Origin of the sequence: Streptomyces sp. NPDC046860 (assembly GCF_040645115.1) — a bacterium.
GTDB lineage: Bacteria > Actinomycetota > Actinomycetes > Streptomycetales > Streptomycetaceae > Streptomyces.
The window spans coordinates 1-19,766 of record NZ_JBEYXQ010000023.1 but is presented as its reverse complement, the minus strand read 5'-3'; the positions used below and the strand labels follow the sequence as shown (position 1 = coordinate 19,766).

Annotated in this window: 15 protein-coding genes and 1 riboswitch; of the genes, 11 read left to right on the top strand and 4 right to left on the bottom strand. The window is 72.0% G+C overall.

The genetic code is table 11. From position 1 onward, the window contains the following. Position 1: 1 nt before the first annotated feature. Genes nuoL through nuoN form a run of 3 tightly spaced genes read left to right on the top strand, consistent with a single transcriptional unit; the run spans position 2 to position 5,126 of the window. On the top strand, positions 2-1,897 hold the full coding sequence (gene nuoL / locus ABZ898_RS25870; protein ID WP_361663488.1) for an NADH-quinone oxidoreductase subunit L: 1,896 nt from the start codon (positions 2-4) through the stop codon (positions 1,895-1,897). 11 nt (positions 1,898-1,908) lie between these two features. Continuing rightward, positions 1,909-3,480, top strand: a complete 1,572-nt coding sequence (locus ABZ898_RS25865; protein ID WP_361663485.1) for an NADH-quinone oxidoreductase subunit M — start codon at positions 1,909-1,911, stop codon at positions 3,478-3,480. Continuing rightward, positions 3,477-5,126, top strand: a complete 1,650-nt coding sequence (gene nuoN, locus ABZ898_RS25860; RefSeq protein ID WP_361663482.1) for an NADH-quinone oxidoreductase subunit NuoN — start codon at positions 3,477-3,479, stop codon at positions 5,124-5,126. The genes ABZ898_RS25865 and nuoN overlap by 4 nt, the downstream gene beginning before the upstream one ends. Before the next feature lie 66 nt (positions 5,127-5,192). Here the strand turns inward: nuoN and ABZ898_RS25855 are convergent, their stop codons facing one another. Beyond that, a complete protein-coding gene (locus ABZ898_RS25855) occupies positions 5,193-5,795 on the bottom strand; it encodes a Uma2 family endonuclease (protein WP_361663479.1) in 603 nt (200 codons plus the stop codon). 248 nt (positions 5,796-6,043) lie between these two features. Between ABZ898_RS25855 and recQ the strand changes: the two genes are divergently transcribed. After that, entirely contained in the window at positions 6,044-8,041 is a 1,998-nt protein-coding gene (gene recQ, locus ABZ898_RS25850; RefSeq protein WP_361663476.1) for a DNA helicase RecQ, read from the top strand. Between the two features lie 10 nt (positions 8,042-8,051). Here the strand turns inward: recQ and ABZ898_RS25845 are convergent, their stop codons facing one another. Beyond that, complete coding sequence (locus ABZ898_RS25845) at positions 8,052-8,990, bottom strand: M56 family metallopeptidase (protein ID WP_361663473.1); 939 nt, start codon at positions 8,988-8,990, stop codon at positions 8,052-8,054. Between the two features lie 184 nt (positions 8,991-9,174). Then, positions 9,175-10,401: a fumarylacetoacetase gene (gene fahA / locus ABZ898_RS25840; protein ID WP_361663682.1), complete on the bottom strand. Its 1,227-nt coding sequence runs from the start codon at positions 10,399-10,401 to the stop codon at positions 9,175-9,177. A 235-nt stretch (positions 10,402-10,636) separates the two neighbouring features. Between fahA and ABZ898_RS25835 the strand changes: the two genes are divergently transcribed. From ABZ898_RS25835 to ABZ898_RS25825, 3 genes are all read left to right on the top strand, one after another. Further along, a complete protein-coding gene (locus ABZ898_RS25835) occupies positions 10,637-11,920 on the top strand; it encodes an ATP-grasp domain-containing protein (RefSeq protein ID WP_361663470.1) in 1,284 nt (427 codons plus the stop codon). A gap of 43 nt (positions 11,921-11,963) precedes the next feature. Beyond that, positions 11,964-13,166: an FAD-dependent oxidoreductase gene (locus ABZ898_RS25830; RefSeq protein WP_361663468.1), complete on the top strand. Its 1,203-nt coding sequence runs from the start codon at positions 11,964-11,966 to the stop codon at positions 13,164-13,166. A 65-nt stretch (positions 13,167-13,231) separates the two neighbouring features. Next, positions 13,232-14,041, top strand: a complete 810-nt coding sequence (locus tag ABZ898_RS25825; RefSeq protein WP_361663465.1) for an HAD family hydrolase — start codon at positions 13,232-13,234, stop codon at positions 14,039-14,041. Positions 14,042-14,114: 73 nt separating this feature from the next. Here the strand turns inward: ABZ898_RS25825 and ABZ898_RS25820 are convergent, their stop codons facing one another. Continuing rightward, positions 14,115-14,597 carry a transglycosylase SLT domain-containing protein gene (locus tag ABZ898_RS25820; RefSeq protein ID WP_361663462.1) on the bottom strand — a complete coding sequence of 161 codons (483 nt, stop codon included), beginning with the start codon at positions 14,595-14,597 and terminating at the stop codon, positions 14,115-14,117. A 4-nt stretch (positions 14,598-14,601) separates the two neighbouring features. Further along, positions 14,602-14,834, bottom strand: a riboswitch (cyclic di-AMP (ydaO/yuaA leader). 548 nt (positions 14,835-15,382) lie between these two features. Between ABZ898_RS25820 and ABZ898_RS25815 the strand changes: the two genes are divergently transcribed. From ABZ898_RS25815 to ABZ898_RS25800, 4 genes are all read left to right on the top strand, one after another. After that, a complete protein-coding gene (locus tag ABZ898_RS25815) occupies positions 15,383-16,393 on the top strand; it encodes a polyprenyl synthetase family protein (RefSeq protein WP_361663459.1) in 1,011 nt (336 codons plus the stop codon). 233 nt (positions 16,394-16,626) lie between these two features. Beyond that, positions 16,627-17,820 (top strand): DUF2092 domain-containing protein, encoded by a 1,194-nt coding sequence (locus ABZ898_RS25810; protein ID WP_361663456.1) that lies wholly within the window; start codon positions 16,627-16,629, stop codon positions 17,818-17,820. A gap of 37 nt (positions 17,821-17,857) precedes the next feature. Further along, complete coding sequence (locus tag ABZ898_RS25805; protein WP_361663454.1) at positions 17,858-18,820, top strand: ABC transporter ATP-binding protein; 963 nt, start codon at positions 17,858-17,860, stop codon at positions 18,818-18,820. Continuing rightward, positions 18,807-19,676 (top strand): ABC transporter permease, encoded by an 870-nt coding sequence (locus ABZ898_RS25800; protein ID WP_361663451.1) that lies wholly within the window; start codon positions 18,807-18,809, stop codon positions 19,674-19,676. Before ABZ898_RS25805 ends, ABZ898_RS25800 begins: the two co-directional genes overlap by 14 nt. Positions 19,677-19,766 lie beyond the last annotated feature (90 nt).

The following is a 19,766-nucleotide window of genomic DNA, read 5'->3' as shown; positions in this document are numbered from 1 at the left end:
CGTGGAGAACCTGATCGCGCTGCTCATCGCGGCGCCCCTGCTCGGAGCCGTCGTGCTCCTGCTCGGCGGCCGGCGCCTGGACGCCGTCGGCCACTGGGTCGGCACCCTGCTGTCGACCGCCTCCTTCGGTATCGGCCTGGTCCTCTTCGCCGGGCTGCTGGGCGAGGACCCCGAACACCGCACCTGGACCCAGCACCTGTGGAACTGGATCTCGGTCGGTGACTTCCAGGCCGACGTCACCCTGCGGCTGGACCAGCTGTCGATGACGTTCGTGCTTCTGATCACGGGCGTCGGCTCGCTGATCCACCTGTACTCCATCGGGTACATGGAGCACGACGAGCGGCGCCGCCGCTTCTTCGGCTACCTCAACCTGTTCCTCGCGGCGATGCTCCTGCTGGTCCTCGCCGACAACTACCTGCTGCTGTACGTCGGCTGGGAGGGCGTGGGCCTCGCCTCGTACCTGCTGATCGGCTTCTGGCAGCACAAGCCGAGCGCCGCGACCGCCGCGAAGAAGGCGTTCCTGGTCAACCGGGTCGGCGATGTGGGCCTGTCCATCGCCATCATGCTGATGTTCACCACCTTCGGCACGTTCGCCTTCGGGCCGGTGCTGGAGAACGCGGGCCAGGCGTCCGAGGGCCGACTGACCGCGATCGGCCTGATGCTGCTGCTCGCCGCGTGCGGCAAGTCGGCCCAGGTGCCGCTGCAGTCCTGGCTCGGTGACGCGATGGAGGGCCCGACCCCGGTCTCGGCCCTGATCCACGCGGCCACCATGGTGACGGCCGGTGTCTACCTCATCGTCCGCTCCGCCGCGATCTTCAACGGCGCCCCGGACGCGCAGCTCGTGGTCACCGTCGTCGGCGCGGTCACGCTGCTGTTCGGTGCGATCGTCGGTTGCGCCAAGGACGACATCAAGAAGGCGCTGGCCGGCTCGACCATGTCGCAGATCGGCTACATGGTCCTCGCGGCGGGCCTCGGCCCGATCGGGTACGTCTTCGCGATCATGCACCTGGTCACCCACGGCTTCTTCAAGGCCGGGCTGTTCCTCGGTGCCGGTTCCGTGATGCACGGCATGAACGACGAGGTCGACATGCGCAGGTACGGCGCCCTGCGCAAGTACATGCCGGTCACCTTCGTCACCTTCGGCCTCGGCTACCTCGCGATCATCGGCTTCCCGGGCCTGTCCGGCTTCTTCTCCAAGGACAAGATCATCGAGGCGGCGTTCGCCAAGGGCGGCACCGAGGGCTGGATTCTCGGCGGGGTGGCCCTGCTGGGCGCGGCCATCACCGCGTTCTACATGACCCGCGTGATGCTGATGACGTTCTTCGGCGAGAAGCGCTGGCAGGCCGATGCGGAGGGCCACGAGCCGCACCCGCACGAGTCTCCGAGGACCATGACGATCCCGATGATCGTGCTGGCCGTCGGCTCGGTCGCGGGCGGTGCCTTCTTCGACGTGGGCGACCGCTTCCTGCACTGGCTGGAGCCGGTCACCGGGCACGCCGAGGGCCACTCCCCGCTGAGCGCGCTCACCGTCACCGGGGCCACCATGGTCTGCCTGGTGCTCGGAGTGGGCCTGGCCTGGGCGCAGTACGGCCGCAGGACCGTGCCCGCCGTCGCCCCGCGCGGCTCCGTGCTCACCCGCGCCGCCCGGCGCGACCTGTACCAGGACGACTTCAACCACGTCGTGCTGGTGCGCGGCGGCGAGCACCTGACGCGCTCGCTGGTCTACGTCGACCACACCCTGGTCGACGGTGTCGTCAACGGCACGGCGGCCGGTTTCGGCGGCCTGTCCGGGCGGCTGCGCCGCGTCCAGAACGGCTTCGCCCGCTCCTACGCGGTCTCGATGTTCGGCGGCGCGGCCCTCCTGGTCGCCGCGACCCTGCTGATGAGGGCGGTCTGATACCGATGTCGATGTCATTTCCCCTGCTGACCGCGACAGCGGCGCTCCCGGCGCTCGGGGCGGTGGCCACGGCCGCCGTGCCGGCCCGGCAGCGCACCGCCGCCAAGTGGCTGGCCCTGCTGGTCTCGCTGGCCACGCTCGCGCTGGCGATCGTCGTCCTGGTCCGCTTCGACCCGGACGGCGCCCGCTACCAGCTCACCGAGTCCCACTCCTGGATCAGGGACTTCGGGGTGCGCTACGAACTGGGCGTCGACGGCATCGCGGTGGCCCTGATCGGGCTGACCGCGCTGCTGATGCCGTTCATCGTGCTGGCGGGCTGGCACGACGCCGACCCGCTGGAGACCGGCAGCAAGCGGTGGCGGCCCACCCAGGGCTTCTTCGCGCTGATCCTGGCCGTCGAGGCGATGGTGATCATCTCCTTCGAGGCGACCGACGTCTTCGTCTTCTACATCTTCTTCGAAGCCATGCTGATCCCGATGTACTTCCTCATCGGCGGCTTCGGGGACCGGGCCCACAGCCAGGGCGAGGAGGCGGCCTCCCGGCAGCGGTCGTACGCGGCCGTGAAGTTCCTCCTCTACAACCTGGCCGGCGGTCTGATCATGCTGGCCGCGGTGATCGGGCTGTACGTGGTCGCCGGGAGCTTCAGCCTCCAGGAGATCACCGAGGCCCGCGCGAACGGCTCGCTCACCATGGCGACCGGCACCGAACGCTGGCTGTTCCTCGGCTTCTTCTTCGCCTTCGCGGTGAAGGCGCCGCTGTGGCCGCTGCACACCTGGCTGCCCAACGCCATGCAGGAGTCCACCGCGCCGGTCGCGGTGCTCATCACGGCGGTGGTCGACAAGGTCGGCACGTTCGCCATGCTCCGCTTCTGCCTCCAGCTCTTCCCGGAGGCGTCGAAGTGGGCGACTCCGGTGATCCTCGTCCTGGCCCTGGTGAGCATCGTCTACGGGGCGCTGCTGGCGGTCGGCCAGCGGGACATCAAGCGGCTGGTGGCGTACGCGTCGATCTCGCACTTCGGCTTCATCGTCATGGGCATCTTCGCCATGACCAGCCAGGGGCAGTCCGGCGCGACCCTCTACATGGTCAACCACGGCATCTCGACGGCCGCGCTGATGCTGGTCGCCGGGTTCCTGATCTCCCGGCGCGGCTCCCGGCTCATCGCCGACTACGGCGGTGTGCAGAAGGTCGCCCCGGTGCTCGCCGGCACGTTCCTGATCGGCGGTCTGGCGACCCTGTCGCTGCCCGGACTGGCGCCGTTCGTCAGTGAGTTCCTGGTGCTGGTCGGCACGTTCAGCCGCTATCCGGTGATCGGGATCATCGCCACGCTCGGCATCGTCCTCGCCGCGCTGTACACGCTGGTGCTGTACCAGCGCACGATGACCGGCCCGGTGCGGCCGGAGGTCTCGGCGATGCCCGACCTGAGGGTGCGCGAGGTGCTGGTGGTCGCGCCGCTGATCGTGCTGCTGGTCTTCCTGGGCGTCTATCCCAAGCCCCTGACGGACATCGTGAACCCGGCGGTCAAGCAGACCATGTCCGACGTACATCAGAAGGACCCCAAGCCCGCGGTGGAGGCGGCCAAGTGAGCGCTGTAGCCGTCCACAGCCTGTGGACAACGGCGGCCGATCCGATCTCCAAGATCGACGCGCCGAAGATCGAATACGGACAATTGTCGCCGACGCTGATCGTGTTCGGCGCCGCCCTGATCGGGGTGCTCGTCGAGGCGTTCGTGCCGCGCCGCTCCCGCTACTACGCCCAGGTGTTCGTCTCGGCCGTCGCGCTGTGCGCCGCGTTCGCCGCGGTCGTCGCGCTCGCGGCGGCCGGGTACGGCACCACCAAGGCGCACATCGCGGCCATGGGCGCGATCGCGGTGGACGGACCGGCCCTGTTCCTGCAGGGCACGATCCTGCTGGCCGGACTGGTCGGCCTGTTCACCTTCGCCGAGCGGCGCCTCGACCCGTCGGCGCACGGCAACCGGGTCGACTCCTTCGCCGCGCAGGCCGCTTCCGTGCCGGGCGGCGAGGGCGAACAGGCGGCCGTGAAGGCCGGGTTCACCACGACCGAGGTGTTCCCGCTGCTGCTCTTCGCGGTCGCGGGCATGCTGGTCTTCCCCTCGGCGAACGACCTGCTGACACTGTTCGTGGCCCTGGAGGTGCTCTCCCTCCCGCTGTACCTGCTGTGCGCGCTGGCCCGCCGCAAGCGGCTGATGTCGCAGGAGGCCGCGGTCAAGTACTTCCTGCTCGGCGCGTTCGCCTCGGCGTTCACCCTGTTCGGCATCGCCCTGCTGTACGGCTACGCGGGCTCGGTGTCCTACGCGCGCATCGCGGCCGTCGTCGACGGCACGGTCAGCGGGGTCGACCCGGCGCTGGCCGACACCATGGGCAACGACGCCCTGCTGCTGACCGGCATGGCCCTGCTGGTGATGGGCCTGCTGTTCAAGGTGGGCGCGGTGCCGTTCCACATGTGGACCCCGGACGTGTACCAGGGCGCGCCGACCCCGGTGACCGGCTTCATGGCGGCCGCGACCAAGGTCGCCGCGTTCGGCGCCCTGCTGCGGCTGCTGTACGTGGTGCTGCCGGGGCTGCGCTGGGACTGGCGACCGGTGATGTGGGGCGTGGCGATCGTCACCATGGTGGTCGGCGCGATCGTCGCCATCACCCAGACCGACATCAAGCGGCTGCTGGCGTACTCCTCCGTCGCGCACGCGGGCTTCATCCTGGCCGGCGTGATCGCCACGACCGAGGACGGCGTCTCTGCGGTCCTCTTCTACCTGGCCGGGTACTCCTTCGTGACGATCGGCGCGTTCGCCGTGGTCACCCTGGTCCGGGACGCGGGCGGCGAGGCGACCCACCTCTCCCAGTGGGCCGGTCTCGGCCGCCGCTCGCCCCTGGTCGCGGCGGTCTTCGCCGTCTTCCTGCTGGCCTTCGCCGGTATCCCGCTGACCAGCGGCTTCGCGGGGAAGTTCGCGGTGTTCCGGGCGGCCGCGGAGGGCGGCGCGGCCCCGCTGGTCGTGGTCGGCGTGATCTCCTCGGCGATCGCCGCCTTCTTCTACGTCCGGGTGATCGTCCTGATGTTCTTCAGCGACCCCAAGCCCGACGGCCCCACGGTCGCGGTCCCGTCCCCCCTGACGACGACCGCCATCGCGGTGGGCGTCGCGGTGACGGTGGTCCTGGGTGTGGCCCCGCAGTACTTCCTGGACCTGGCGGGACAGGCGGGGGTGTTCGTCCGCTGACCCGACACGACGGCCCGGCAACCTGCGGTTTCGGGGGCCGGGCCGTCGTGCGTGTGCTTGCGGTGACTACTCGACTGTGCCCCGGCGGGTCTTGATCCTGGTGAGGTCGAGGTCGACGGGGAACGGCGCCTCGACCTTCATCCGATCGCGGAAGATGCCCACGCTGGTGTACGTACCGGTGGTCGGCTCCAGCTCGAAGGCGTGGATCACGGCACGCCCCCGCTCGTTCTCGACGCGCCAGAAGTGCGGGATCTTGGCGCGGGCGTACTTCATCGGCTTGGTCTCGCGGTCGCGGGAGGCGGACTCCTCGGACATGACCTCGATCGCCAGCAGGACCGCGCTTACGGGAAATCGCGTCTGCGTCAGGTCTTCCGCAGCGTCCGCGCGCACTACGACCACGTCGGGTTCCGGCCTGTTCTGCTGGTCCAGATCGATGGTGAGTTCGCGGAAGATCTCGAAGTCGTCCGGTGCGACGGACTGAAGCTGCCACTTGAGGTAGTCAATGGCACGCTCATGAAAGATGGTCTGCGGACTCACGAAGACGAGGCTCCCGTCGATCAACTCCGTGTGCGGAGGAAGATTCGGAAGCTGGTCCAGGTCGTCGGCGGTCCACCCGCCCTCCGGCGGGGTCGGCCAGGCGGGTTTGGACGCCTTCGGTGCGACGCTCATCAGTGCTCCCATGGGACGGAGTCTCGCCGGAGCATCCAGACTATCGACGGGAAACCGGCAGGTCTCCCGCGAACGTGTGGACTACGGCCGAGATCCGGACAAGGCCGATCGGCATATGTCTAGGGCATGGATCTCCGCGAGCCTGTGGATAACTCCCGGCCCTGTCGGCGCGGGCGCCTATGGTGGATGCGGTGGTCGAGTGACGGCGCACGGGGCGGGCGATGAGTGGGACAGGTGGGATCAGCGGGATGACGACGGTGACCGAGGGGCCCGGCGTGGACGGGAGCGAGGCGCTGGCCACGCTGAACCGCGTCTTCGGGTACGACTCCTTCCGCGGCGAGCAGGAAGCGATCATCGAGCACGTGGTGGCGGGCGGCGACGCCCTGGTGCTCATGCCGACCGGTGGCGGCAAGTCGCTGTGCTACCAGATCCCGGCCCTGGTCCGGCCCGGCACCGGTGTGGTCGTCTCACCGCTGATCGCGCTGATGCAGGACCAGGTGGACGCGCTGCGCGCCCTCGGGGTCCGGGCCGGCTTCATCAACTCCACCCAGGACTTCGACGAGCGCCGCACGGTCGAGGCCGAGTTCCTCGCCGGTGAGCTGGACCTGCTCTACCTGGCCCCGGAGCGGCTGCGCGTGGACGCCACGCTGGACCTGCTCTCGCGGGGCAAGATCTCCGTCTTCGCCATCGACGAGGCCCACTGCGTCTCCCAGTGGGGCCACGACTTCCGCCCGGACTACCTGACCCTCTCCCTGCTCGGCGAGCGCTGGCCGGACGTCCCGAGGATCGCCCTCACGGCCACCGCCACCCGGGCCACCCACGAGGAGATCACCCGGCGGCTGAACCTCCCCGAGGCCCGGCACTTCGTCGCCAGCTTCGACCGGCCCAACATCCAGTACCGCATCGTCCCCAAGGCCGAGGCCAAGAAGCAGCTCCTCTCCTTCCTCCGCGAGGAGCACGCGGGCGACGCCGGGATCGTCTACTGCCTCTCCCGCAACTCGGTGGAGCGCACCGCCGAGTTCCTCACCGCCAACGGCATCGCCGCCGTGCCGTACCACGCGGGTCTGGACGCGGCCACGCGCGCCCGGCACCAGTCCCGGTTCCTGCGCGAGGAGGGCCTGATCGTGGTCGCCACGATCGCCTTCGGCATGGGCATCGACAAGCCCGACGTCCGTTTCGTCGCCCACCTCGACCTGCCCAAGTCCATCGAGGGCTACTACCAGGAGACCGGCCGCGCGGGCCGTGACGGACTGCCCTCCACGGCCTGGATGGCGTACGGCCTGGGCGACGTCGTGCAGCAGCGCAAGCTGATCCAGTCCGGCGAGGGCGACGAGGCGTTCCGCCGCCGCGCCGGCGCCCACCTCGACGCGATGCTCGCCCTCTGCGAGACGGCCCGGTGCCGCCGAGGCCAGCTCCTCGCCTACTTCGGCCAGGACCCGGCCGAGGCGGGCTGCGGCAACTGCGACACCTGCCTCACCCCGCCGGAGACCTGGGACGGCACGGTGGCCGCGCAGAAGGTGCTCTCCACCGTCGTGCGGCTCCAGCGTGAGCGCGGCCAGAAGTTCGGCACCGTGCAGATCGTGGACATCCTGCTCGGCAAGCGCTCCGCCAAGGTCATCCAGTTCGACCACGACCAGCTCTCCGTCTTCGGTATCGGCGAGGACCTGGCCGAGGGCGAATGGCGGGGCGTGGTGCGGCAGTTGCTCGCCCAGGGGCTGCTGGCCGTCGAGGGGGAGTACGGCACGCTGGTGCTCACCGAGGCGAGCGGCGAGGTGCTGCGCCGCGAGCGCGAGGTGCCGCTGCGCAAGGAGCCCAAGCGTCCGGCCGCGTCCCGCTCCTCCGGCCGGGGCGAGCGCAAGGGCAAGACGGCGGCGGCCGAGCTGCCCGCCGAGCTGGTGCCCGTCTTCGAGGCGCTGCGCGCCTGGCGCGCGGAGCAGGCGAAGGAGCAGGGCGTCCCGGCGTACGTCATCTTCCACGACGCCACGCTCCGCGAGATCGCCTCCAGCCGTCCCGCCTCGGTGCGCGAGCTGGGCACGCTGAACGGCGTCGGCGAGAAGAAGCTCGCCACGTACGGGGAGGGCGTGCTCGCGGTGCTCCAGGCCCAGTCCGCCGGCGGGACCGGCACCCCGGAAGCGGCGGAACCGGCAGCGGCCGCCGCCCCCGCACCCTCGGCCTCCGGTCCGGGTGAGCCCTCCGATCTGTACTGGCCCGAGGGCGAGGAGGAGCCCGAGCCGGACTGGAGCTGACCGGCGGGCGCTACGCCAGCGCCGTCAGCCCCGGGGCGAACGTGATCAGCAGCGGCAGCAGCGGTACCAGCGCGGCCAGGGCGGTGGTCAGCGCCCGGTGTCCGCGCCGCAGCCGGGGCGGCGGCTCCAGCAGCCGGTCCACCCGCTCACCGAGCAGGCGGTGACTGGAGGCGCAGGACAGCACGCCCCGGTGCTGGTTCAGCTCGATCAGCGCCAGCGCGGTGGTGACGTGGCCGCAGCGCCGGGAGGCGGCGTCGTCGGCGGCCAGCTCGACCAGCCGGTGCGTCTGCTCGCAGAAGTGCGCGAAGAGCGGCACCCGCGGGAAGCCCGTGGCGAGCGCGCTCGACAGGTGCAGCAGCCAGTCGTGGTGGGCGCGCGCGTGGCCCCGCTCATGGGTGAGGACGGCGTCGAGCTGGTGCCCGGTGAGCCGGTGCAGTGCCCCCGTGGTCACGACCAGCCGGGCCGGGTGGCCGGGCATCCACCAGGCGTCCGGGTACTCGTCCTCCAGCACCAGCAGCGGCCCCCGGGACGGGGGCAGACCGGCGGGCAGGTCGGGCGCCCGCTCCCGCAGGTGCGCGCGGGCCGCCACGCGCCGCCGCCGGGCCTCGGTCAGTTCGCGGCCCAGCATCGCCGTGGTCCACGCGGCGCCCGAGGCCAGCAGCAGGGTGAGGGCGGTGGCCCAGACGGGCGCGGCGGTCAGGTCGTAGGCGGCGGTCACGGCGGGCGGGGCCGGGGCGAAGACATGGTCGCGGACGGTGTGGAAGACGGCCGCCGCGCCCAGGACCAGCGCGGTCAGACAGCACAGCAGCACCGTGGCGACCAGGCACTGCCACACCCACAGCGCCACCACCGGCTCCCGCTCCGGCCAGTCGGCACGCGTCAGCGCCCGGGGCGCCGGTACGGCGGCCGTCAGGGCGAGGACGGTCAGCAGGAGCAGGCAGACGGTCATGCCGGGGCTCCGGTTCCTGGTCGGACGTGCCTGGTCGGAAAGGGGTGGGGCCTGCGGGAGCGCGGGGTGCGCGCCGCCCGGTTCGTACGCCGTCAGTATGACGGCCCGGGCCCGCCGAATACAGGCGTACGGCACCACACGCGCCCCGCCGCCCCCGCCCCCCCGTCCCCGACCCGCGCTCACCTCACCCGCTGACGATCCGCCCCTCGACCTCCCCGAGCCCGACCCTGCTGCCGTCCCGGCCCGGCGCCCAGGCCGTGAAGGTGACCACGTCGCCGTCCTCCAGGAACGCCCGCTTGCCGTCGGGGAGTTCGAGGGGGTCGCGGCCGTTCCAGGTCAGTTCCAGCAGCGAGCCGCGCTGCCCCTCCGCCGGGCCGCTGACCGTGCCGGAGGCGTAGAGGTCGCCGGTGCGCAGCGAGGCCCCGTTCACCGTGAGGTGGGCGAGCTGCTGGGCGGCGGTCCAGTACATGGTGGAGAACGGCGGCTCGGACACCACCTGTCCGTTGACGGCGACGGAGATCCGCAGGTCGTAGCCGCCGGGCTCGACGCCGGGGGCGGAGTCGTCGAGGTAGGGCAGCAGCGGGTGGGTGCGCTCGGGCGGGGCCACCCGTGCCTCCTCCAGGGCGGCCAGCGGGGTGATCCACGCCGACACCGAGGTGGCGAAGGACTTGCCGAGGAAGGGGCCGAGCGGGACGTACTCCCACGCCTGGAGGTCCCGGGCGGACCAGTCGTTGAGCAGGCAGAGCCCGAAGACGTGGTCCCGGAACCCGGTCAGCGGGACCGGGGTGCCCTGTGCGGAGGGCACGCCCACCACGAAGCCGACCTCCGCCTCGATGTCGAGCCGGACGGAGGGCCCGAAGACCGGCGCCGGGTCGGCGGGGGCCTTGCGCTGGCCCGAGGGGCGGACCACGTCGGTGCCGGACACCACGACGGTACCCGCGCGGCCGTGGTAACCGATCGGCAGGTGCTTCCAGTTGGGGGTGAGGGGGTCGGGGGAGTCGGGGCGGAAGATCTGCCCGACGTTGCGGGCGTGGTTCTCCGAGGCGTAGAAGTCGACGTAGTCGGCCACCTCGAACGGCAGGTGCAGCGCGACCCGTGACAGCGAGTGGAAGTGCGGTTCGACGGCGGCCCGGTGCGCGGGCAGCGTGACCCATTCGGTCAGCGCCTCGCGCACCTCGGACCAGACGGCGGGCCCGGCCGCCAGCAGCGGGTTCAGGGTCGGCGCAGTGAGCAGCTCCGCGTGCGGGGAGCCGAGCGCGGAGGCGGCGGCTCCCGCGTCCAGGACATGGCCGCCGAGCCGGACGCCGACGCGGCGTCCGGTGCCGTCGGTGCTGCCGGAGGGCGAGAACACGCCGTAGGGAAGGTTGTGCGGGCCGAAGGGGTCGCCCTCGGGAACGTCGAACGGGGGCACGGGGGGCATGGGGTGCTGCCTCACTCTCATCCGCGTCTGCCTGGGTTGATGATCCATAGCGTCGGGCCACACGTTACGGCGGGACCGGGTGTTCTGGGCAGGGTCGGGCGGCCGTAGCGGGCCATGTCTAAAGAGTTCGCAATGTCCGAGTAGTGCTTGTCGGAGGGATGTGTTCCGGCTTAGCGTCCTTCGGGGACACGGACGGGGTGGGTCCGGCCCGAAAAAGGGGGGACACGTGGGGGGACCCGTGGCCGCGAGCCGCTTCGGCGCGCCTTTCGAGGCGGACCGTGAAGTGCCGGGCCTGATAGTCAAGTTCGGCGGATACCCGCTGCACCACGGCGGGGTCGGCGCGGTCCGCAGTCTCGGCCGGCTGGGCGTGCCGATGTACGCCATCACCGAGGACCCGTACACCCCGGCCGCCGCGTCCCGTTATCTGCGGCGGGCGTTCGTGTGGCCGACGACCGGCGCGGAGGAGCCCGGGCACCTGGTCGAGGGGCTGCGCCGGATCGGGCGCCGCATCGGCCGCCCGGCGGTGCTGATCCCGACCGACGAAGAGGCGGCCGTCCTGATCGCCGAGCACCAAGACGAGCTGTCCGGCGCCTTCCTCTTCCCGCGCGTCGAGCCCGACCTGCCGAGGCGGGTGGCCAGCAAGCAGGGCCTGTACGAGCTGTGCCGGGAGCACGGCATCGACACCCCCGCGACCGTCTTCCCGCGCTCCTACGACGAGATCGTGGCGTTCGCGGACGAGGCGCGGTTCCCGGTGGTGGCCAAGAACCGGGAGGCGTTCGTCCGGCGCAGACGCCCGGCCGTGGGCGGCACCACCCGGATCGCCACCCGCGGCGGCCTGCTGGCCCTCGCCCGCGACTGGGGCGACGACCCCGGCGTGATCCTCCAGGAGTACCTGCCGAGGGAGGCGGCCGAGGACTGGATCGTGCACGGCTGCTTCGACGCCGACGCGGGCCCGCTCGCCGTCTTCACCGGCGTCAAGGTCCGCTCCTGGCCCCCGCACGCGGGCATGACGGCCAGCGCCTTCGTCGTCGACAACCCCGAACTCGCCGATCTGGCCACGCGGTTCGTCAAACAGCTCGGCTTCGCCGGGGTCGTCGACCTCGACCTGCGCTTCGACCGCCGCGACGGCCGGTACAAGCTGCTGGACTTCAACCCCCGCATGGGCGCCCAGTTCCGGCTCTTCGAGAGCGAGTCGGGCGTGGACGTCGTACGGGCCCTGCACCTGAACCTCACCGGCCGGCCCGTCCCCGAGGGCGGACAGCGGGCCGGCCGGCGGTTCGTCGTGGAGAACATCGACCTGCCCGCCTGGCTCGCCTACCGCCGCAGCGGTTACACCACGCCGCACGCCCCGGCGCGGGCCAGCGGGACCGAGCTGGCCTGGCTCGCGGGCGACGACCCGATGCCGTTCCTCACGATGCTCGCCCGCTTCGCCCGCCCCGGCGCGAAGCACCTCTACCAGCTCTGGCGGACCGGCCGCCGGGGCGGCGGCACCTCGCACTCCGCGAAGTAGGCAAGGCCACGCACGTGGCGTACCGCGTCCTGGGAGGGACTTCGTGATCCGACCGGTTGCAGTCATCGGGGCCGGGCCCTACGGCCTGTCCACCGCCGCCCATCTGCGGGCGCGCGGGCTCCCGGTACGCGTCTTCGGCGACCCCATGGTGAGCTGGCGCGACCACATGCCCGAGGGGATGCTCCTGAAGTCGACCCCGGCCGCCTCCAGCCTCGACTGTCCCCAGCCCGGCCACACCCTCGCCGACTACTGCGACGCGGCGGGCGTGCGCCGCCTGGTGACCGACGAGGACATCATCCCGGCGGAGACCTTCATCGCCTACGGGGAGTGGTTCCGGCAGCGGCTCGTGCCGGACCTGGAGCGGGTCCGGGTGGTGTCGGTCGAGCGCGGGCGGCCCGGCGGCTTCGAGCTGAAGCTCGACTCGGGGGAGCAGTTCGCCGCCCGCGCGGTCGTGGTCGCCACCGGACTGTCCGGCTTCGCCCACCTGCCCGCCGAACTGGCCGGGGCCGCGCTCGACGGGCCCGCGCCGGTCTCGCACAGCTCCCAGCACCACGACCTCGGCCGGTTCGCGGGCAAGGAGCTGATCGTGGTCGGCGCCGGGCAGTCCGCGCTGGAGACCGCCGCCCTCGCCGCCGAGGCGGGCGCGCGGGTGCGGGTCGTCTCGCGCGGCCGGGGCCGGGTCGCCTTCGGCGCGCCGCCCTGGAAGCAGCCCCGGTTCCGTCCGGAGTCGCCCTTCGGCCGCGCCTGGTCGCTGTGGGCGCTCAGCTATCACGCCGACCCCTACCGCTTCCTGCCCGAAGGCGTCCGGCACCACCTGGTCCGCCGGGTCCTCGGCCCGCTCGGCGCCTGGTGGCTGCGCGAACGCTTCGAGGAGCGGGTGCAGGTGCGGGAGGTGGCGCGGGTGGTGGCCGCCGAGGCGGTGGACGGCGCCCCGGTGCTCACCGTGCGCACCCACGGGGGCCGCACCGACCGGCTCACCGCCGACCACGTCATCGCGGCCACCGGCTACCGGGTCGATCTGGCCGCGCTGGACTTCCTCGGTCCGGGCCTGCGCGCGGGCCTCGCGGTCACCCGGGGCGCGCCCCGGCTCGGCCCCGGCTACGTCTCCTCGCTGCCCGGCCTGTACTTCACCGGCCTGCCCGCGGCGGCCTCGTACGGTCCGGTGATGCGCTTCGTGTGCGGTACGGAGTTCGCCTCCCCGCGGCTGGCGCGGCACCTGGCGGCGGCACACGGCGCCCGGAGCTGAGCGGCGCGTCAACTCCCGTGACCGCGTGGTGAGTCGGGGGGACCTGTGATCCGTATTCTCTGATCATGGCCGCACCCTCCGCTCGCTCACTCATCGCCACCGACCTGGACGGGACGCTGCTGCGCGGCGACGACACGGTCTCCCCCAGGTCGCTCGCCGCGCTCGCCGGAGCGGCACGCGCCGGCGCCCGGCATCTGGTGGTGACGGGCCGCCCGGCGCCCCGCGTGCGCCCCCTGCTGGCCGCGCTCGGCGGCACGGGGCTCGCGGTGTGCGCCCAGGGCGCGCAGGTGTACGACGCCGGCGCCGCCCGCATGCTGTGGTCCGTCCAGCTCGACCGGGAGCTGGCCGAGACCGCGCTCGGCAAGATCGAGGCTGAGGTGGGCCAGGTGCACGCGGCCGTCGACCAGGACGGCGTGGACGGGCTCACGCTGATCGAGCCCGGTTACCGGATGCCGCACCCGACCCTGCCCGCCGTGCGGGTGGAGCGGCGCGAGCAGCTCTGGCGCGCGCCGATCAGCAAGGTGCTGCTGCGCCACGACGGCCTGTCCGACGACGAACTGGCGGCCACCGCCCGCTCGGTCGTCGGCTCGCTGGCCACGGTCACCATGTCGGGGCCGGGCACGGTCGAGCTGCAGCCGTGCGGGATCACCAAGGCGACGGGTCTGGCGCTGGCCGCGGAGCACCTGGGTCTCGGCCGGACGGATACGGTCGCCTTCGGCGACATGCCGAACGACATCCCGATGTTCCGGTGGGCGGCCCACGGCGTCGCCATGGCCGGGGCCCACCCGGAACTGAGGGCGGTGGCCGACGAGGTCACCCTCTCCAACGAGGACGACGGGGTGGCCGTGGTCCTGGAGCGCCTGTTCGCGCTGTGACGGCGAGCGCCCCCGTCGCACGCGCGAGGCGTGCGACGGGGGCGCGGCGAACAGGCCGTGGGGCCGGTCCGGCCTAGTACGGGCCGTTGACGTTGTCGATGGAGCCGTAGCGGTGGTACGCGTAGTTGCACGCGGCGGTGATGTTGGCGACCGGGTTGTACGGGTCGAGCGAGGTGCCGGCCACGTGGTACGTCTTGAAGGTCGGGTCGATCACCTGGAGCAGGCCCTTGGACGGGGTGCCGTTGATGGCGTTGATGTCCCAGTTGTTGATGGCCAGCGGGTTGCCCGAGGACTCGCGCATCACGTTGCGGTGGATGCCGTTGTAGGTGCCCGGGATGCCCTTCTCGGCCATGATCGCCAGGGACTGGCGGATCCAGCCGTCGAGGTTGTTCGGGTACACCGTGGAGGCGGCGGCGGGCTTGGCGGCCGGGGCGGCGGAGGCGCTGGTGGCGCCGATGAGGGGGAGCGCGAACATCGCGGCACCGGTACCGGCGACGGCGAGCGTGCGGGCGATGCGCTTGGTGCGGGCATGGCGCGGCTGAACGGCAGCAGTCATGTCGTTGTTTCCTCTCCGTCGCCTGCGAGGTGAGCTGTCGGGTTCGGGCGGGGAGGTGCCCGGCCGCTTCGTCCCCGGTGCCCGTCGGACACCGGGGACGATTCGGCTTCACCCCGAGCCGTTCCGGAGCGACATGTGTCGTCCGGTCCGGCGGCTTACCTGGGTCCCCCGCTCCTGCCGTACGAATGAGTTCGTGAGTGGGTTGTCAGGCGCGGCAGGATTCGGCGTTCGCCTGACAGGCCGGGAACGTATGCGACCGCACATGTCCGGAACAAGTACCGGAATCACCCGAAGTGCTAGTTGACCTTGTTCTGTCCCAATTGGCCCACTTGATCCTTTGCGGTCGCCAATCCTCAACTTCCCTACCGGGCACGGTAAGAAGGGGGTGAGAGGGGGGTTTGCGCGGGTAGGCGCGAGACGGGAGGGCGCGTGAGCCAACTCACGGAATCGCAAAATACGCAAAATTAGACATGGGGGATTATGTGCATTTGGTCCGTCTGTGCGTATTAGGGGGCATCGGTCCCCTCGGGACGGAACCCGGGGGGCGCTCCCGTTCGTTGGTTCGGTGTGACCCCCGGAGTGCCGGATCGCCCGACTGAGGACCTATATGTCCCCCTTGTCCACCCATCCGGCACATGCCGGACGAAAACCGATACCTCATGAGCTGGACCGGTGGGTGCGATCGGTGATCCAAAGAGGACCGGATACGCTGACTTGACTGATGGCAGCGACCTATCGACAAGCCGTGAAGTCGCCAGCAGACACCAGCAGACAGGAGATACCTCGTGACCGTCGTCGGGCCGTTCGGGCTGAGCGTGCGGGACCAGGCACTGGAAGCCGATGTCCAGGCCGGACTGGCGGCTGTCGAGGCGGGCCTGCTAGAGGCCACCAAGAGCGAGGTCCCCTTCATCACCGGCTCCGCCCAGCACCTGGTGCGGGCCGGCGGCAAGCGGTTCCGTCCGCTGCTGGTGCTGCTGTCCGCCCAGTTCGGCGACCGGCACGCCCCGCGCATCGTCCCCTCCGCCGTCGTCGTCGAGCTGACCCACCTGGCCACGCTCTACCACGACGACGTCATGGACGAGGCGGCCGTGCGGCGCGGCGTGGACAGCGCCAACACCCGGTGGGGCAACTCCGTCGCGGTGCTCACCGGCGACTTCCTCTTCGCCCGCGCCACGCAGATACTCGCCGATCTCGGCCCCGAGGCCGTCCGCGTCCAGGCCCTCGCCTTCGAGCGCCTCGTCACCGGCCAGATACTGGAGACCGCGGGTCCCCAGGACGGCCGCGATCCGGTCGAGCACTACCTCGACGTCCTCTCCGGGAAGACCGGCTCCCTGGTGGCCGTGTCCTGCCGCTTCGGCGCCATGATGTCCGGCGCCGACGAGAGCGTCGTCGACGTGCTCACCCAGTACGGCGAGCGGCTCGGCGTCGCCTTCCAGCTCGCCGACGACGTGCTGGACATCGCCTCCGAATCCGACGAGTCCGGCAAGACCCCCGGCACCGACCTGCGCGAGGGCGTGCCCACGCTGCCGGTGCTGCGGCTGCGCGAGCGCGCCGCCCGGCTCGGCGAGCCCGCCGACCTCGCGCTGTGCGAGCTGCTCGACTCCGACCTCACCGACGACGCCCGGCTCGCCGAGGCGCTCGCCGCGCTGCGCGTGCACCCCGCGCTGGAGCAGGCCCGGCGCGACGCCGTGCGGTACGCGGAGGAGGCCCGCGCCGCCCTCGCCCCGCTGAAGGACTGCACCGCCAAGACGGCTCTGATCGAGCTGTGCGACGCGGTGGTCCACCGGGCCGGTTAGGACAGGCCCCAGGAACGCCCGCCCGACCCCTACGGGTAGGCGCGGGTGTTCCGGTCCGTCTGTCATACCGCAGGTGTACGCCGAGTTGGCTCCGTGGGCTGACGCTCCAGGACTGCGGAGTTGGTCTGATGGGAACCAGGGAAACCACCACTGCTCACCGATCCCGGTGAGAATGGCGGCTCGGGTGGATCCCAGCGAGCGCAGCCGCCGCCGACGACGGAGGTAAGGCACACATGGCACCGTACGAATCCGACCACGCGACCGGCACCGGCCCCGACGAGGACCCGCGCACCGGACGCCGCAAGGCCGCCCGGTACGTCGTGCCCGTGGCGGTGGTGGGTGTGGCGGCGGCCACCATCGGGCTGGTCCCGGCGCTCGCCGCCGCCGGTGACCCGGACCTGCCGGAGATCACCGCCCAGCAGCTCGTCGAGAAGATCGCCAAGTCCGACGTCCAGCAAATGTCCGGCACAGTCAAGGTCAGCACCGACCTGGGCCTGCCCGACCTCGGCGCGCTCCAGGACGGCATGGGCTCCGGCCGGGACGGCGACGGCTCCTCCGCCGACCCGCGCACCAAGCTCACCGAGCTGGCCTCCGGCACCCACACCCTGCGCGTGGCCGCCGACGGCCCCGAGAAGCAGAAGGTCTCGCTGCTGGAGCGCGACGCCGAGTACAGCCTCATCCACAACGACAAGGACGTGTGGGGCTACGACAGCGCGAGCAACGAGGTCTTCCACACCACCGCCCGGCACTCCGGCGAGGAGCGCGGGCACCAGCGCTCCGCCACGCCCGACGACTTCGCCGAGGAGGCCCTGAAGTCGGTCGACGACACCACCTCGGTCACCGTCGACGGCACCACCCGCATCGCCGGCCGGGACGCCTACAAGCTGCTGATCAAGCCCAAGCAGTCCGGCTCCACCGTCGGCGCCGTCACCATCGGCGTCGACGCGAAGACGGGTCTGCCGCTGAAGTTCACCCTCACCCCGAAGAGCGGCGGCGCCGCCGTCCTCGACGCGGGCTTCACCAAGGTCTCCTTCGCCGCGCCGCCCGCCTCCACCTTCGACTTCCGCCCGCCCAAGGGCGCGAAGGTGACCGAGGAGAAGCCGGGCGACGACGGCAGGCGCGAGCACGCCCCGGGCTTCGGCGGCGAATTCGCGCCGGGCGGTCTGAAGGGCGCCGACACCATCGGCGAGGGCTGGACCGCCATCGCCAAGTTCGGCACCGGCGCCGAGGGCGGCCCCACCGGCTCCCAGGACGGCGCGATGGGCGGCTTCCTCGGCTCGCTCGGCGACCCGGTCTCCGGCGACTTCGGCAAGGGCACCGTCTTCTCCACCCGCCTGGTCAACGCCCTGATCACCGACGACGGCACGGTGTACGCGGGCGCGGTCACCAAGGAGGCCCTGGTGAAGGCGGCCGACGCCGACAAGTGACCCACCGGGCACGACGGAGCTCACGCAGGGGGAGCCGATGGACCGACCCTCCGCCGCGCGGGACGATGCCGCGCCGGTCATCGCCACCCGTGGCCTGACCAAGCGGTTCCGTGGCGGACAGCTCGCCGTGGACGGTCTGGACCTGACCGTCCCGGCGGGCAGCGTCTTCGGCTTCCTCGGCCCCAACGGCTCCGGCAAGACCACCACCATCCGCATGCTGATGGGGCTGATCGAACCGACCTCGGGCACCGCGCACGTCCTGGGCCGCCCCATGCCGGGCGCCGGGCGTGCCGTACTGCCCGAGGTCGGCGCCCTCATCGAGGGCCCCGCGCTGTACGGCTTCCTCTCCGGCCGGGACAACCTGCTGCGCTACGACGCCGCCGACCCGGCCGCCGACCCCCGCACCCGGCGCGCCCGCGTCGCCGCCGCGCTGGAGCGGGTGGGGCTCGCCGCCGCCGGGGGCAAGAAGGCGAAGGCGTACTCCCTCGGCATGAAACAGCGCCTCGGGCTGGCCGCCGCCCTGCTCACCCCGCGCCGCCTGCTCGTGCTGGACGAGCCCACCAACGGTCTCGACCCGCAGGGGATGCGCGAGATCCGCGGCCTGATCCGGGAGCTGGCCGCCGACGGCACCACCGTCTTCCTCTCCTCCCACCTCCTCGACGAGATCGAGCAGGTGTGCACCCACGCGGCGGTGATGACACGCGGCCGGCTCGTGACCCAGGGCGCGGTGGCCGACCTGTCCTCCGGGGCGCGCGGCCGGCTCGCCGTGACCACCCCGGACCCGGCGGAGGCGGCCCGGGTGCTGGGGGAGCAGGGCGTCACCGGCCTCACGGTGACCGGGGAGACGGTCACCGGGGAACCGCCCGCCCGCGACCTCGCCGAGGTGAACGCCGCACTGGTCGCGGCGGGCGTGCGGGTACGGGGGTTCACCCTGGAACGCGCCTCGCTGGAGGACGCGTTCGTGGCGCTGACCGGAGAGGGCTTCGATGTCGCGGGATGAGACCACGTACCCCACGGCGCCCCGGCCCCTGTGGACGTTCGGGCTGCTGCGCAGCGAGCTGGTCACCACCCTGCGCCGCTGGCGCACCCTGGTGCTGCTCGCGGTGCTGGCGGCGGTGCCGGTGCTGATCGGGATCGCGGTGCGCGTCGAAACCGGGGACGGCGGGTCGGCGGGCGGCGGGGGCGGCCCCGCGTTCATCGCGCAGATCACCAACAACGGCCTGTTCCTGGTCTTCACCGCGCTCGCGGCGACCCTGCCGTTCTTCCTGCCGATGGCGGTCGGCGTGATCGCGGGCGACGCCGTCGCGGGCGAGGCGCAGGCGGGCACCCTGCGCTATCTGCTGGTCGCCCCGGCGGGCCGGACCCGGCTGCTGCTGACCAAGTACGCCGCCGTCCTCGCCTTCTGCCTGCTGGCCACCCTGGTCGTCGCGGTGTCCGCGCTGGCGGTGGGCGCGGTGCTGTTCCCGCTCGGCGAGGTCACCACGATCTCCGGCACCCGGATCGGCTTCGGCGAGGGCCTGCTCCGGGCGCTGCTGATCGCCCTGGCCGTCGCGGCCTCGCTGACCGGTGTGGCGGCGCTCGGGCTGTTCGTGTCGACCCTGACCAGCAGCGGCATCGCGGCGATGGCGACCACCGTGGGGCTGCTGATCACGGTCCAGATCCTCGACCAGATCCCGCAGCTGCACGCCGTCCAGCCGTACCTGTTCTCCCACTACTGGCTGTCCTTCGCCGACCTCCTGCGCGACCCCGTCCTCTGGGACGACCTGCGCAGGAACCTCGTCCTCCAGGGGGTCTACGCGGCCGTGTTCGGCACGGCAGCGTGGGCGCGGTTCACGTCGAAGGACATCACGGCCTAGGCCGTGTCCGCAAAGTGGCGCCTGGCTCGCGACGCCTGGCACGCACGCTCGCCGCGTTGTCGGGATCGCCCTCGTACATCCAGTACGAGG

What these genes read in the sequence shown, in the direction of transcription:
- ABZ898_RS25865 (WP_361663485.1), top strand. Translation starts at nt 1,909, where the DNA reads ATGTCATTTCCCCTGCTGACCGCGACAGCGGCGCTCCCGGCGCTCGGG.
- ABZ898_RS25855 (WP_361663479.1), bottom strand. Translation starts at nt 5,795, where the DNA reads ATGAGCGTCGCACCGAAGGCGTCCAAACCCGCCTGGCCGACCCCGCCG.
- recQ (WP_361663476.1), top strand. Translation starts at nt 6,044, where the DNA reads ATGACGACGGTGACCGAGGGGCCCGGCGTGGACGGGAGCGAGGCGCTG.
- ABZ898_RS25845 (WP_361663473.1), bottom strand. Translation starts at nt 8,990, where the DNA reads ATGACCGTCTGCCTGCTCCTGCTGACCGTCCTCGCCCTGACGGCCGCC.
- ABZ898_RS25825 (WP_361663465.1), top strand. Translation starts at nt 13,232, where the DNA reads ATGGCCGCACCCTCCGCTCGCTCACTCATCGCCACCGACCTGGACGGG.
- ABZ898_RS25820 (WP_361663462.1), bottom strand. Translation starts at nt 14,597, where the DNA reads ATGACTGCTGCCGTTCAGCCGCGCCATGCCCGCACCAAGCGCATCGCC.
- ABZ898_RS25810 (WP_361663456.1), top strand. Translation starts at nt 16,627, where the DNA reads ATGGCACCGTACGAATCCGACCACGCGACCGGCACCGGCCCCGACGAG.
- ABZ898_RS25805 (WP_361663454.1), top strand. Translation starts at nt 17,858, where the DNA reads ATGGACCGACCCTCCGCCGCGCGGGACGATGCCGCGCCGGTCATCGCC.
- ABZ898_RS25800 (WP_361663451.1), top strand. Translation starts at nt 18,807, where the DNA reads ATGTCGCGGGATGAGACCACGTACCCCACGGCGCCCCGGCCCCTGTGG.